The organism is Streptomyces sp. NBC_00341 (assembly GCF_041435055.1).
Taxonomy (GTDB): Bacteria; Actinomycetota; Actinomycetes; order Streptomycetales; family Streptomycetaceae; genus Streptomyces.
The window spans coordinates 3,642,433-3,656,240 of the sequence record NZ_CP108002.1; the positions used below are offsets into that span (position 1 = coordinate 3,642,433).

Annotated in this window: 12 protein-coding genes; 5 read left to right on the forward strand and 7 right to left on the reverse strand. The window is 69.9% G+C overall.

The annotated features are described in order from the left end of the window. Nucleotides 1–18: 18 nt before the first annotated feature. The 4 genes from OG892_RS16310 to OG892_RS16325 form a co-directional block, all read right to left on the reverse strand. The gene (locus tag OG892_RS16310; protein ID WP_079193541.1) at nucleotides 19–414 is read right to left on the reverse strand and encodes a transcriptional regulator; all 396 of its coding nucleotides are present in this window, start codon (nucleotides 412–414) and stop codon (nucleotides 19–21) included. Beyond that, entirely contained in the window at nucleotides 411–929 is a 519-nt protein-coding gene (locus OG892_RS16315; RefSeq protein ID WP_371629540.1) for a hypothetical protein, read from the reverse strand. The genes OG892_RS16310 and OG892_RS16315 overlap by 4 nt, the downstream gene beginning before the upstream one ends. Before the next feature lie 148 nt (nucleotides 930–1,077). Further along, nucleotides 1,078–2,886 carry an MFS transporter gene (locus OG892_RS16320; protein WP_371629541.1) on the reverse strand — a complete coding sequence of 603 codons (1,809 nt, stop codon included), beginning with the start codon at nucleotides 2,884–2,886 and terminating at the stop codon, nucleotides 1,078–1,080. Nucleotides 2,887–3,122: 236 nt separating this feature from the next. Continuing rightward, a complete protein-coding gene (locus OG892_RS16325; RefSeq protein ID WP_371629542.1) occupies nucleotides 3,123–5,789 on the reverse strand; it encodes a D-alanyl-D-alanine carboxypeptidase in 2,667 nt (888 codons plus the stop codon). A 179-nt stretch (nucleotides 5,790–5,968) separates the two neighbouring features. Between OG892_RS16325 and OG892_RS16330 the strand changes: the two genes are divergently transcribed. From OG892_RS16330 to OG892_RS16340, 3 genes are all read left to right on the forward strand, one after another. Beyond that, nucleotides 5,969–6,691, forward strand: coding sequence for a GPP34 family phosphoprotein (locus OG892_RS16330; RefSeq protein ID WP_024491270.1), 723 nt, complete (start codon nucleotides 5,969–5,971; stop codon nucleotides 6,689–6,691). 260 nt (nucleotides 6,692–6,951) lie between these two features. Then, a complete protein-coding gene (locus OG892_RS16335; RefSeq protein ID WP_073737232.1) occupies nucleotides 6,952–7,821 on the forward strand; it encodes a helix-turn-helix transcriptional regulator in 870 nt (289 codons plus the stop codon). Nucleotides 7,822–8,038: 217 nt separating this feature from the next. Further along, nucleotides 8,039–8,245 (forward strand): DUF397 domain-containing protein, encoded by a 207-nt coding sequence (locus OG892_RS16340; protein ID WP_024491268.1) that lies wholly within the window; start codon nucleotides 8,039–8,041, stop codon nucleotides 8,243–8,245. Nucleotides 8,246–8,427: 182 nt separating this feature from the next. On the opposite strand, the gene OG892_RS16345 is transcribed toward OG892_RS16340, so the two are convergent. Beyond that, entirely contained in the window at nucleotides 8,428–9,291 is an 864-nt protein-coding gene (locus tag OG892_RS16345; RefSeq protein WP_371629543.1) for a hypothetical protein, read from the reverse strand. A 79-nt stretch (nucleotides 9,292–9,370) separates the two neighbouring features. Between OG892_RS16345 and OG892_RS16350 the strand changes: the two genes are divergently transcribed. Then, nucleotides 9,371–10,153, forward strand: coding sequence for an SDR family oxidoreductase (locus tag OG892_RS16350; RefSeq protein WP_371629544.1), 783 nt, complete (start codon nucleotides 9,371–9,373; stop codon nucleotides 10,151–10,153). A 356-nt stretch (nucleotides 10,154–10,509) separates the two neighbouring features. Then, nucleotides 10,510–12,114, forward strand: coding sequence for a sodium:solute symporter family protein (locus tag OG892_RS16355; protein WP_371629545.1), 1,605 nt, complete (start codon nucleotides 10,510–10,512; stop codon nucleotides 12,112–12,114). Nucleotides 12,115–12,228: 114 nt separating this feature from the next. Here OG892_RS16355 and OG892_RS16360 read toward each other — a convergent pair whose 3' ends face one another. Together OG892_RS16360 and OG892_RS16365 are read right to left on the reverse strand one after the other, a co-directional pair. Then, nucleotides 12,229–13,344, reverse strand: a complete 1,116-nt coding sequence (locus OG892_RS16360; protein WP_371629546.1) for an ADP-ribosylglycohydrolase family protein — start codon at nucleotides 13,342–13,344, stop codon at nucleotides 12,229–12,231. 116 nt (nucleotides 13,345–13,460) lie between these two features. Next, on the reverse strand, nucleotides 13,461–13,769 hold the full coding sequence (locus tag OG892_RS16365; RefSeq protein ID WP_371629547.1) for a hypothetical protein: 309 nt from the start codon (nucleotides 13,767–13,769) through the stop codon (nucleotides 13,461–13,463). Nucleotides 13,770–13,808 lie beyond the last annotated feature (39 nt).

The following is a 13,808-nucleotide window of genomic DNA, read 5'->3' on the forward strand; positions in this document are numbered from 1 at the left end:
CCCGGTGTCAGAGGCCGTTCACTCGGGGGACGGCACCGGTCGCGCCGTCGGCTCCGCAGGTTCCGCCGACTCCTCCGCTTCCCGGGCGGTCGTGGCCGCGCTCCGGGCCGTGGTCACGATGTTCTGGAGCGCCGCGATGTGGCCGGCCAGGGCCTGTTCGCCGACGGGGGTGAGGGACAGCCAGGTCCGGGGGCGCTTGCCGACGTGTCCCTTGCGGACGTGCAGGTAACCGGCGGCCTCCAGCGCCGACGCGGTCTTGCTGAGGACCGAGTCGGACACCTGGCAGCCGTCGCGGACGGCGGCGAAGTCCGCCTCGTCGCACGCGGAGAGAAAGGCGACCACGGCCAGCCGGGTCGGGTGGTGGATGGTCTCGTCCAGGGCGGCCCGCTCCAGTCCCGGCGGATCGTCCTTCACGCGAGCTCTCTCAGCGCGCGACCGATCGCCGCGTTACGGACGAGGCACACGCCCCACACGCCGAGCCCCGCTACGGCGAACGCCGTGATCCGGGTCGTGGCCGCCCCGGCCCCCGACGCCCAGCAGCAGCCTCCTGCCACCAGGCCCGCCGCCAGGACGGCCGGAAGCGCGAACCGGCTCCGGCTCAGGCGCGAGGAGAGGGAACGCGTCACCCGTACTCCCCCAGCCCGCCTCGCCGCCCGGACGAGCGCGAACACGGCCGCGAGCCCGAGGAGCGACACGACAAGCGCCACCGCGGTCGCCCAGCCGCCCCTGCCGCGACTCCAGGCCTGCACCACGCTCGGCACCACCAGAGTCACCGCCGCGGCCGGTCCGTACCACGCGGGAGCCAGCCCGGCCCTGAGGCGAGCCCGCTCCCTGGCCCTCTCCACACCCTTCAGCGCGTCCTCGGCACACACCGTCGTCCCGCCACCGTCCTCCGGGAGCGCGGACTTGTTCTCCAGCGACGACGACATGAGCACACCGAATCCTTCCCCAGGACACACGGCACGAACGGCACTGCCGGCACTGCCGGCACTGACGGCTTGATGCTTGCCATCATGGCATCAACTTTCCAAGATGGAAAGTACACACCCGCCCCGTCAGCCCCCGCCTCTGCCCCCGTCAGCGCAGCTCTTCCGGGCACGGCGTCCCCGGCGACAGCTGGTACGGCGCGCCGAGCCGGTACACACCGGCGCGCGGTGCCAGCAGTTCCGTCCACTCGTCGCCGTACTGGTCCTCGTCCAGCTTGATCAGGCAGCCGTTCGCGTTGACGAAGTCCCTGGGGATGTCCTTGTCCTCGCGGCGTTTGGACTCCTCCGTCTCCTGGGGTCGCTCCACGCTGCGGCCCTCCTCGTCGAGCACGGCGAGCCAACGCGAGTACGGGATGCGGATCAGCACCCGGCCCGCCTTCTTCACATGGATGGTCAGCTCTCCCGCACCGGCCTCGTCCACCGTCGCCGGCGGATCGGCCAGCGGCACCGGGCTGTCCACCGAGTAGAGCCGCCAGTTGGAGTTGGACCAGATCGGCTTCAGGTACGGCAGCCCCTTGCTCACCAGTTCCGTCTCCTGCACCGCGCCACTGGAGTCGGGAGAGCCCTGCGGCAGCACCACGTAGTGCACGGCCCAGCGGTCGAGCCACTGCCGGTAGTTCACGGAGTTCAGGGTGTCGTCGTAGAAGAGCGGATTGCGCTCCATGTCGGCCTGCCGGTTCCAGCCGCGGGCCAGGTTCACCACCGGGGCCAGCGCGGACGCCTCCCGGTGACTGCTCGGCGGGACCACCTCGACCCGGCCCCGTTCGGCACCGACCGTCTGGAGCTGGTTGACCAGCGGAGCCAGCGACCGCGCCCAGGACGCGTCGGGTGCGGTACGGACTATGTCGTCCACGCCCTTGAACCCGATCCAGAAGTTCAGCCCGACGATCGCGAGGACCAGCGCGTACCACCGCCGGGAGCGGGGCCGCGCGTACGGCAGCGCGGCCAGCAGCACCACCCCGGCGAACAGCATCGCCATCCGCGACACGTTCGAGCCGATCTGCGAGTCCACGACGTACGTCAGCAGCGTCCCGATGCCGTAGACCGCGGCCGCCGTCCGCACCGTCTTCCAGTCGCCCGGCACCAGGAAGAAGATCAGGACCGCGAAGATGAACGGCCCCGAGAGCGTCGCGACCGACATCGGCTGCGTACCGGAGAACGGGAACAGCCACGCGGAGAGCGCCACCACCACGACCGGCGCCAGCCCCAGCGCGTACGCACCGGGGCGGCGCTTGTTCAGGAACAGGGCCGCCGCGACCACACCGAGGAAGAGCCCGGCCACAGGACTGCCGGCGGTCGCGAGCCCGGCGAGCGGCGCGGCGACAGCCGCCTTCGCCCAACGCCTGTACCGCCAGCGGTACGGCCAGCAGAACACCGCCGCCACCGCACCGACCGCGAACATCATGCCGAGGCCGAATGTCACCCGGCCCGACATCGCGTTGCACAGATACGCGAAGACACCGGCCATCGAGCACGCGATCGGATTGCGGACGGCCCGCACCCTGACCAGGATCAGCGCGGTCAGCCCCGCCGAGACCGTACCGACGATCATCATCGTCGTACGGACACCGAGCAGCGACATCAGATACGGCGACACGACGCTGTACGAGACGGGGTGCATCCCCCCGTACCAGGCCAGGTTGTACGCGGTACCGGGGTGCCGGCCGACGAACTCGGCCCAGGCGTCCTGGGCCGCGATGTCGCCGCCGCTGTTCGCGAAGAAGAAGAACCAGAGGATGTGGACCACCGCGGCCACCGCGGTCGTCAGGAGGACCGGATGGCGTACGCAGCGCCGCTTGAAACCGTCGAACCGACCGGCGCCCTCCGGCACGGATTCCCCGCCCGGACCCCGCACCCGGCCTTCGCCGCTCTTCGCCCGTGTCGGCTCAGCAGTGGTCACTGCGACTCTCCCCGTCCTTCCCCGGACGCGGTGGAACCGCCGACCTGCTGGCAGCGTGGGCGTCAGTGCCGGAAAACGCGTTCCGGGATACACGCGTTGCCCCTGGGACGCTAGCACGCAGCCTCTGACGTCGGCCGGAGGGTTTCCGGCCCCCTGTGCTCACGTGAACCGCGTCACGTGAGCACAGGGGGCCGCGCCTTCAAGGGTTCGGCCAGTCGGCCGCCCCGTCCGCCGGATCAGCTGATGCGGGTCAGCTTCTGGCCGAAGCCCGGTTCCGTCAGGTCCTGCTGGAGGGCGACGGGTGCGCTGACCCGGCCGCTGCCCGTCCCCACCGTCACCATGCCGACCTCCGTGCCCGCCTTCATGGTGCGCGAGATCTCCTTGCCGTTACCGGTCACGGAGAGCTCCACCTCAAGTCCCTGCCAGCCCATCGCCTTCAGGTCCTTGGTCGCGACCAGCGGGGTGTGGCCGCCGAACCCGTCGTCCACATATCCGACGACGTCGCCCTTGTGGACCGCCTTGGCCGAGGTCACGGCCTCCTGCGCACCCTTGATCAGCTTGAGGCTGTTGGACAGCGACATCACCAGGCTGTCGTACGGCTGGCCGGTTCCCGCCTGCTGCCCCATGACGGCGCCGTAGATCCACAGCTTCTTGCCGTCCACGACGGTGTTGGCCGACCAGATCAGATTGCCGCCCGCCGGGGTGGAGGAACCGGTCTTGATACCGCTCACGCCCGGTTCGAGCAGGATGGTGTTGTTGTTGTAGATCGTCGTGTCGATGCCGTCGACCTTGATCTGCGGGGTGTCGACGATCCCCTGGAACACCTCGTTCTTCATGACGGCGGCGGCCAGCTTGAGCTGGTCGTCGGCGGTGGAGACGGTCGTCTTCTTCAGACCGCTCGGGTCCGTGTACGTGCTGTGGCTCATGCCGAGCTTCTTGGCCGCGTCGTTCATCTTGGTGACGAAGGCGGCCTCCGACGAGGCGTCCCAGCGGGCGAGGAGCCGCGCCACGTTGTTGCCCGAGGGGATCATCAGGAGCTGCAGCATCTGCCTCTCCGTGAACTGCTGCCCCTTGGAGATCGGCACCTTGGACTCGTCCTCCGCCTTGGACTCGTCCTCCGCCTGCTGGTCGACAGTGATCTTCTCGCCCTGGTCCTTGCCGGCGAGGGGGTGGCCCTGGAGTATCACGTACGCCGTCATGATCTTGGCGACACTGGCGATCGGCGCCGGCTTCTGCGCACCCGCGGAGCCGAGCGAACCGACACCGTCCACGCTGACCGCCGACTGCCCCTGCGCGGGCCATTCGAGCTTCAGGTCCGCGCCCTTGAACGTGTACGTCGACTCCGCCGACATCACGAGCGCGGGCTCCGGCAGCGGACGCACCATCTGCACGATTGCAAACGCGATCACCAGCAGGAGCACCAGCGGCGTCCAGATCTTGACCCTCCGCACGGCCGTGCGGACCGGGGTCTCCGGCGGCGGCGGGGTGTTCGTCAGCTCGGCCAGCAGGTCGAGCGGCGGCCTGGGCGGCATCGGCTGCTGCCGGGTCCGCTCGGCGCCACCGAGCGACGCGTCACCGGTCAGCTGGGCGCCCCACGCGGGGGTGGCCCCCGGCCGCTCCGGACCGGACTCCGGGGCCGGGGCCGGGGCCGGCGCCTCGGGGCTGCGGGGCGCGGGGGCCGGTCGTACGTCGTCGGCGCGCAGCGGTACGAACTTGCTGGTCCGCTCGGCGGGGGACTCGGGCTCGGACTTCCGTGCGGAGTCCGGCTCGGCCCCGGGCTTCGGCTTCGCGGCCGACGGCGGGTTGACCTTCAGCGTGGTCGTCGGCTGGTCGACGCGGGGCAGCTTGGGCGCCTTGAAGACGGCGGTCGCCTGGTCGATACCGGGCTCCGCGTCGGGCTCCGCGTCGGGCTTCGCTGCGGAGTCTTCGTCGGGCTTCGCGTCGGGCTTTACGTCCGGCTTCGCGACGGGCTCCGCGTCGGACTTCGCCTCGGGCTCCGCGTCGGATTTGGGCTCTGCGGCGGAGTCTTCGTCGGGGTCGGACTTCGCGTCGGCCTTCTTGTCGGGCTTCGCGTCGGGCTTTACGTCCGGCTTCGCGACGGGCTCCGCGTCGGACTTCGCCTCGGGCTCCGCGTCGGATTTGGGCTCTGCGGCGGAGTCTTCGTCGGGGTCGGACTTCGCGTCGGCCTTCTTGTCGGGCTTCGCATCGGGCTTTACGTCGGACTTCGCGTCGGGCTCCCGTTCGGAGTCCTTGTCGTCATCCTCGTCGGGCTCTGAGCTGGGCTCCTCGGCTTCCGCCGCCGGTTCCTCGTCGGACGGGCCGCCGTCAGCCGAACCACCGTCGGCCTCGTCGTCCCGCGCCTCGCCGTCCCCCGCCTCGTCGTCCGTGGACACCCAGGCGGCAACGGCCGCACGCAGCCGCGCATCGCCCTCCTGGGGCTCCGGCTCGGGCTCGGGCTCCGGCTCCGGCTTCGCCTCATCGCTCCCGGGCTCGGCAGCCGCGCCCTCCGGCTCCTCCACCGAATCCGCCGCATCGACCTTCGCCGCGTCGACCGCCTCAGCGGGCTCGTCGCCCTCCGCAGGCCCTGCGGGCTCTGCGGGCTCCTCGGGCTCCTCCGGGGCGCGCGGAGCGGCCTCAGGGGCCTCTGCCGGGCTCCCAGGGCCCTCGTGGGTCTCCGCCGCGTCCGCGGCGGACTCGGCCGCGGGCTCGCCGTCGGCCGGTGACTCGGACCGCTGCGTACCGAACACGGCCGTCGCCGTGTCCGTCCTGCCGCCGGACTCCGCCGGTGCGGCGGGTTCGCGGAACACCGAGAGCCGCGGATCGTGCTCGCTACGAGCCGTTCCCGACGACTTCCGCTGCTCCGACTTGTCGGGGGACTCGCCCGCCACCGATGCCTCCTCCATGCGGCACGGGGACATCCCCGCGCTGTCCGAACCATCTACCAGTGTCCCGTGTGAACCCTCGGCTGAGCTGCTAGACGAGAACGACATACCTACTGGTTCCAGTACAAAGCACCCAGGCACCCTCGACAGACAGATGTGAGAGGGGTCACCCTGTCACTCATCCACGCGGGGAGGCATGGATGGGCAGGAGCCGCAGAACAATTCCGGAGGAGCTTCTGTTGCTCGCTCTGGACCCGACCACGGGTACCACAGCGCAGCCGCAGTCGCTCGACCTCGGCCTCGCCGGAGCCCAGCTAGTAGAGCTGGCCCTGGCAGGACGGATAGCCCCTGACGGGGATCGTATCGCCGTGGTGATGCCACGGCCGACAGGAGATCCGACTCTGGACTCCGCACTGGAACTGCTGCGCAGACGCGGCAGCCCGGTCCGGGCCGTCCACTGGATAGGCGGACCCCGACTGGGGCTTCGCCAGATTTACCTCGCTCATCTGGAGCGGTGCGGCATGGTGCATGCCGTGGCGGGCCAGATGTGCGGAGTGCTGCCGACAACTCGCTACCAGGCGACGGACACGGCAATCAGCCGGGACATCAAGGCCCGGCTGGACAGCGCGATCCGCACCGGCGTACCGCCGGACCCGCGGACCGCGGCGCTCGCCGCACTGGCCCACGCGGTCGGACTCGGCAAGCACCTGTACCCCGGGAACGAGGGGCGCTCTTCGCGCTCCCGGCTCCGGGATCTGATCAGACACGACCCGATGGGCGGTCTCGTGGCGCACGCCGTCATGGACGTCCAGAACGGGGCGGTCGCACAGCCGCGCCGCAACCAGGCGGCCGGCGTTCCGTTGCAACCGCAAGCACAGTCGCAGTCACGTCGCGACAGCATGGCGCACACCGCGGCCCACTAGGGCGGCACGAGCGCCGACGCAGCACCCGCACAGCAGCACCACAACACACTGCTACACACCGCATCACCGCAACAACCGAATACCGCCGCACCGACGTCCCCAAAGACCCGGTCCGGGAGCCGCACCAAGCGCGGGGCAGTCGGTACCACCGACTGCCCCGCGCCGCTGCGTGTGTGCGTTTTCCAGCGCGGCCGGGGCCACGGGTGGCAATCTGCTGAGCAGTAGATACGCACAGCTACATAGCCGGAGGTGCCGTTTCCGTGCCGTCCAACGTCAATCCCACCGTCAGACGACGCCGGTTGGGTCAGGAATTGCGCCGCCTGCGCGAGATCAAGGGCATGACCGCAGAAGAGGTGGCGGAGCGACTGCTGGTCTCGCAGTCGAAGATCAGCCGCCTGGAGAACGGCCGCCGTTCCATCAGCCAGCGCGATGTCCGCGACCTCTGCGGGGTGTACGAGGTCGAGGACGTCCGGGTCGTCGACTCGCTCATGCAGATGGCCAAGGACTCCCGCCAGCAGGGCTGGTGGCATGCCTTCGGCGACATCCCGTACAGCGTCTACATCGGTCTGGAGACCGATGCCGAATCGCTGCGGGTGTACGAACCCCAGGTGATCCCGGGCCTGCTGCAGACCCGGCAGTACGCCGAGGCGCTGATCAAGGGCGCGCTGCCGGAGGCGCCGCAGACCGACATCGACAAGCGCGTGAGCGTCCGCTCGCGCCGCCAGGACCGGATCAACTCCCCCGAGCACCCGCTGCGGCTGTGGGCGGTGATCGACGAGTCCGCGCTGCGCCGGCTGGTCGGCGACAAGCAGGTGATGATCGAGCAGCTGGAACGTCTGGTCGAGCTGTCGCACCTGCCGCACGTGACCGTCCAGGTGCTGCCGTTCGACATGGGCGCCCATCCCGGGATCAACGGGCAGTACGCCATCCTGGAATTCCCGGACGCCGCGGATTCCAGCGTCGTCTACATCGAGGGAGTCACCAGCGACCTCTATCTGGAGAAGGCGAATGACGTCCAGCTGTACAGCGTCATGTACGAGCACCTGCGGGCGCAGGCCCTGAATGTGGAGCAGACCCGGATCTTCATCGACGAGATCGCGAAGAGCTACACCCGCCTGGACCCGTCCTGAACCCGTCCTGAACCCCGGAACGGAAGAAAAGAAGTGATGTGACGAGTGGGGCGGCGGCACGGTACACCGCCGCCGCCTCGTCACGGAAGACCCGCATGGCACATACCATCCGGTCGAGTGAACGGCCCCTTCACACAAGGAGCTTGGCGAGTAGCGTCGATCACGCCAGCTGAACATCGTTGGCGCCACTCACACAACTCTCTGAACCGGAGTGAACATGGCCATTCGTCAGGGTGCTACGGATAAGTGGACGAAGTCGTCGTATTCCGGGGGCAACGGCGCCTGCGTCGAAGTCAGGTCCCCTCTCGTGCGCGCTATCGCCGTACGTGACTCGAAGGTCCCCGAGGGCCCTTCGATCGGTTTCGTCCCCGGCGCCTGGAACGCGTTCGTGCGCGATGTCGCCAAGGGCGCGCTCGACGCCTGACCGATGAGTTCCCACGCATGAGTACCCACGCATGAGTTCCCACGCTTTGTCGCCGCACCGACCCCGGTGCTACGGGTAGCCCTCTCGCCCGGTTCGCCGTCCTGGCCGAGGGGGCTCACCGCGAGGCCGTGGGAAGCACTACCGATGGACATGGATATGACCGTCAGCGCAGCCGACGGCCGTCAGCGCAGCTGATCGACGTAGCGGTCCGTGCCGGGCACGGTCGGGATGAACGGCGCCACCAGCTCCACCCGCCCCAGGCCCGATTCCGCGACCGCCGCGTCGAGCCCGGTGAAGTGTTCGTCCCAGCACCGCCCCGGCTCCTCCTGGAGGAACCAGAGCAGGGTCAGCCGGGTGTCGACGCCCTCGACCTGCTTCACGTACGTCATCCGGTCGCCCGGCAACGGCGTCGGCCGGAACACCGTCACCATCGCCGCGGGTGACCCGCTCAGCCGCTTCGGCAGATGCCGCGAGCGCAGCCACTCCAGCAACTCGGCCCGCTGCTCGGGCCCTTCGGCGTCGATCACCTCCAGGACCAGCCCGCGGTAGGGGTGGTCGAGGGCGTGGAAGTCGCGGGGGCCCGCGGCGCCGTCCCGGTAGACCGTCGCCTCGTGGTCCTGGAACGCCGTGAAGACATGGGTGCGGTCCTGGTAGACCCGGCCGTCCCGGTTCAGCCGCTTGTTGATCCCGACGGTCCACTTCATGTGGTCGTCGTAGCGCCCCTCCGTCACCCAGTACGTGGACAGGTAGCAGCCGGCGCCGACCGGTGTCGCGATCGCGGACTTCTCCGGGTACCGCAGCCCCTGGAGTTCCCGGGTGGCCACCCACCGCCGCCCGGCGGACATCCAGGGCATCGCCATCGCGCCCGCGTAGTAATGATCGTCCTCGTACCAGCGGTTGTACGCGTACTCGTGCCCCGGGTGCGGTTCCACCATGGTGATCAGCGCGTGGCCGGGACGGACCCCGTACGGTCCCAGCGCGGCCAGTTCGGCGTAGGTCCCGCTCCGCGTCCCGCCCGCCGCCTCGTCCCGTGTTTCCTCGCTCATGCCGTTCCCCTTCCGTACTCCGCCGGAGCCACCTACTCTGACGCCCCGTCAGAAGAACTGCCAGGGCCGGGAGGCACCGATGTTGCTCACGGGGAAGACCGTCATCGTTTCCGGGGTGGGCGCCGGGCTCGGCCACCGGATCGCGGCCACGGTCGTACGGGACGGGGGCAACGCCGTGCTCGGGGCGCGCACCGCCGCCAATCTCGCCAAGTCGGCCGCCGAGATCGATCCCGAGGGGCTCCACACCGCGCACCTGCCGACCGACATCACCGACGAGGCGCAGTGCGACGCGCTCGCGGCGCTGGCCGTCGAGCGGTTCGGGCGGATCGACGCGGTCGTCCATGTCGCCGCCTGGGACAGCTACTTCGGCGGTGTCGAGGACGCGGACCTGGACACCTGGAAGTCGGTCATCGACGTCAATCTGCTCGGTACGCTGCGGATGACGCGCGCCTGCCTGCCCGCCCTGAGGGAGCGCGGCGGCTCGGTCGTCGTCATCGGCACGCAGTCCGCGGTGGCCGCGCCGTCCCAAGTGCGGCAGGCGGCGTACGCGGCCTCCAAGGGCGCGCTGACCTCCGCGATGTACTCCATGGCCCGGGAGTTCGGGCCGCACCGGATCCGGGTGAACACGGTGCTGCCGGGCTGGATGTGGGGGCCGCCGGTGCAGGCCTACGTACAGTTCACCGCCCACACCGAGGGGGTGTCCGAGGCCGAGGTGCTGGGGAGGCTCTCCGAGCGCATGGCGCTTCCTGAGCTGGCCACGGACGGCGATGTGGCGGAGGCCGCGGTGTTCCTGGCCTCCGACCGGGCGCGGGCGATCACCGGGCAGTCCCTGCTGGTCAACGCCGGCGAGCTGATGCGCTGAGACTCTCGTACAGAGTTCCCCTCCTTTTCGGCCGCACGGGACCCGCATCCCGTGCGGTCTCTCTGCGTTCTTCGGCGTTCCTGAACGTGTCCTCGTTCTCTGCACAGCCTGACGAAGTGCCTGCTCATGGTGTGGCCGCCGTCACGTTCACGACAACGCCCCCGCGAGTCAAGAACCCGTAAAATCGTTCGACTTGCTGATCCGCGTTCACATCCCTGACCGCAAGAGACCTTGACCGGGGGACCGAACAGGCGGTTCAATCCCCGAAGTCCCCGCTCCCGCACGGGGGCCCCGCTGAACGGCCGTACTGACGAAGTGCGTTACCCGTTCACAAGGCGGACCCCAGGAGGGGGCACATGAACAGTCTCGACTGGGTCGTGCTCATCGGCTACTTCGGCGTGATGATCGCGATCGGACTCTGGTCCCACAAGCGTGTCGACAACGTCAGCGACTTCTTCACGGCCGGCGGCAAGATGCCGTGGTGGCTGTCCGGCATCTCGCACCACATGTCCGGCTACAGCGCCGTGATGTTCACCGGCTACGCCGGAATCGCCTACCAGTACGGCGTCACGTCCTTCGTGACGTGGTCGCTGCCGATCGCCATCGGCATCGGCATCGGCGCCAAGCTCTTCGCGCCCCGGCTCAACCGGCTGCGCTCGCGACTGCACGTCGCCTCGCCGCTCGAATACCTGAAGAACCGCTACAACATCCAGACCCAGCAGGCGCTCGCCTGGTCCGGTCTGCTGCTGAAGATCGTGGACGTCGGTGCCAAGTGGGCGGCCATCGCCACCCTGCTCTCCGTCTTCACGGGCATCACCCTCACCCAGGGCATCTTCATCACCGGCATCATCACGGCCGTCTACTGCACGGTCGGCGGTCTGTGGGCCGACGCGCTCACCGAGCTGGGGCAGTTCATCATCCAACTGTTCGCCGGTGTCGCGATGCTCGTCACCGCGATGAGCAAGCTGGACGGGTTCAGCACGCTGTGGACGGTCTGGGACAAGCTCCCCGAGGGCCACACGGACCCGACGGCCGGTCCGTACACCGTGACCTTCCTGCTGGCGTACCTGTTCATCAAGACCTTCGAGTACAACGGCGGCATGTGGAACCAGGCCCAGCGCTACATGGCCACGGACTCCGCCGCCTCCGCGACCCGTTCGGCCCGGCTGTCCGCCATCCTGTGGCTGGTGTGGCCGACGGTCCTGTTCTTCCCGATGTGGTGCGCCCCGCTGCTGGTCCACGCGCAGAAGCCGGACGCCTCGGACAGCTACGCGCTGATGACCGAGCAGTTGCTGCCGCACGGTCTGCTGGGCCTGGTCGTCGTCGGCTTCTTCTCGCACACGATGGCCATGTGCTCCTCGGACGCCAACGCCATCGCGGCCGTCTTCACGCGGGACATCCTCCCGGTCTTCTCCAAGGCGGCCCGCACCTGGAGCAGCCGGGCCGGACTGCTGGCCGCGCGGCTCTCCACACTCGGCTTCCTGGGCCTGTCGATGGCGCTGGCGACCCAGATCAACTCGCCGACGTTCAAGGACATCATCTCCGTCGTCATCAAGTGGGTCGCCGGTCTGATGGGTCCGATCGCGATCCCGTTCATGCTGGGTCTGCTGCGCCGGTTCCGTAAGTCGGGACCGACGGCGGCGCTCGTCAGCTGGGCGGCCGGTCTGCTCGCGTTCTACTTCACCAACTACAACTTCGACGGTTCGACGAAGACGAACGTGGCGTTGCAGTACCAGGTGGCGCTGCCGCTGGCGATCTCGCTGGTGCTCTTCATCGTCATCGGCTTCATCAAGCCGGAGGACACCCCGGAGCGCGACGCGGTCATCGAGCAGATCAACACGGACGGCGACGGTCCGGGCATCGGCGCGACGGTACCGGCGCAGGCCGGCCCCGGGGACGTGACGGGCTCCGGCAAGGACACGGACAGCGATGTGAGGGGCGTGAACGGCGTCAAGGACTGAGTACGACGACCACGAGGAACGCCGTACGGAACGGGGTGCGGGGTGGGTTACGGGACGCGGCGGCATCCCGTGACCCACCCCGCGCCCGTCCCCGTCCCCGTCCCCCGCAGGTGTTCAGCCGCGCGGGTAGCGCGCCAGCCAGCCCGCCGCGACGGCGGCCGGGCTGTGCAGGGCGGGCCCCTGGGTCATCTCCATGGCGAAGTCGTCCGCGAGTTCGAGCAGCGTCGCCCGGCCCTCCAGTTCGGCGAGCCAGGCCGGCGGCAGCGCGGTCTCGCCGTGCAGCGCGCCGAGCAGCGCCCCGCACAGGGCCCCCGTCGCCGCCGACGGTCCGCCGTGGTTCACGGCCAGCCGCAGGCCGTGCCGGACGTCCTCGCCCACCAGCGCGCAGTACACGGCCACGGCGAGCGTCTCCTCCGCGGAGTCCGTGGCACCCAGGGACTCGATGAGGGCGGGTCCGGGTATGCCTTGTCGCACGCTGCCGAGGGCCTGTTGGAGCGCCTCCGTGACGGGTTCGTGGCCCGGCCGCTCTGCGAGCAGGGCGAGGGCGTGCTGCACGGAGCCGTCCAGCGTCTCGCCGCGTGCCAGCCCGTGCACCATCACGGCGAGGGCGCCGGAGGAGAGCAGGGCGGTGGGGTGGCCGTGGGTCTGGGCCGCGCATTCGACGGCCAGTTGGAGGACGAGCTGCGGCTCCCAGCCGACCAGCAGCCCGAACGGGGCGGAGCGGGTGAGCGCCGCCGCATCGTGTGCGGCGGGGTTCTTGGGCCGGTCGAGGGTGCCCATGACGGTGTCACCGAGGCCGTTGAGGCATTCCCGGGTGGGCGCGCGGCGCGCGTAGAGCCATTCCTGCCCGGCGAGCCAGCCGTTGCCCTCGCGGCGTTCGTCGGGCCCCCAGTCGTGCTGGGTGGCGGCCCACCGCAGGTACGCCTGATGCACGTCGGTGGGCGGGTGCCAGGCGCCGATGTCGCGGCGGACCTGGGCGCGGATCAGCCCGTCCACGGTGAACAGGTTGAGCTGGGTGACGGCGGTGACGAGGCCGCGTCCGCCGTGCGCGGGGACGAAGTCGGTGACCGCGTCGGCGCCGTGCGCCTCGCGGATCTCCTCCAGCGAGAGCCCGCTGACGCCCGCGCCGAGCGCGTCCCCGATGGCGCCGCCGAGCAGCGCGCCACGTACCCGGCTGCGGAAGTCCTGCTGTTCGGCACGGCCCCAGACAGCCGTGGTCCCTGTGCTCACCGTGCCCCTCCCCGTAGGACCGCCCGGGTGTGACCGCGCGGTAACTGCGCAGCACTGTAATCGAACGGCCATGTGGTCAAGGGGGCGGAACAGTATGTACGAAGTGGCGGTTCGGTTCAGTTTTGCGCGGCATTCTCCGGGGATTCCCGCTGCGTCCGAAGCCCCCTGCTGTGCGCGATGCGCAGCACGTCCCCCAGCGACTCCGTGGCCCGGCTGAGCGCGGACCGCACCGCCCACTCCCCCGCCGCCCGGTCCGCCAGCACGGCCCGCGCCCCGGCGCAGACCTGCTCGCCGCACTCCATCTGCTCGTCCTCCATGTCATCGGCGAGCCGCGACATCCGGCTGTCGGGATCGTCGGTGCTCAGCCAGCACGGATTGCCCTCAGGGGAGAGCCAGGGGAGGAGACGGGGAGGGAGGTGGGCCATGACTGCTCCTGACGCGGTGGGGGGGGTACAGGGGGCGTC

Bases quoted from the DNA above. Each gene is read 5' to 3' on its own strand.
- OG892_RS16340 (WP_024491268.1), top strand. From the start codon at position 8,039: ATGGCCATTCGTCAGGGTGCTACGGATAAGTGGACGAAGTCGTCGTAT.
- OG892_RS16315 (WP_371629540.1), bottom strand. From the start codon at position 929: ATGTCGTCGTCGCTGGAGAACAAGTCCGCGCTCCCGGAGGACGGTGGC.
- OG892_RS16365 (WP_371629547.1), bottom strand. From the start codon at position 13,769: ATGGCCCACCTCCCTCCCCGTCTCCTCCCCTGGCTCTCCCCTGAGGGC.
- OG892_RS16345 (WP_371629543.1), bottom strand. From the start codon at position 9,291: ATGAGCGAGGAAACACGGGACGAGGCGGCGGGCGGGACGCGGAGCGGG.
- OG892_RS16330 (WP_024491270.1), top strand. From the start codon at position 5,969: ATGGGCAGGAGCCGCAGAACAATTCCGGAGGAGCTTCTGTTGCTCGCT.
- OG892_RS16355 (WP_371629545.1), top strand. From the start codon at position 10,510: ATGAACAGTCTCGACTGGGTCGTGCTCATCGGCTACTTCGGCGTGATG.
- OG892_RS16325 (WP_371629542.1), bottom strand. From the start codon at position 5,789: ATGGAGGAGGCATCGGTGGCGGGCGAGTCCCCCGACAAGTCGGAGCAG.
- OG892_RS16350 (WP_371629544.1), top strand. From the start codon at position 9,371: ATGTTGCTCACGGGGAAGACCGTCATCGTTTCCGGGGTGGGCGCCGGG.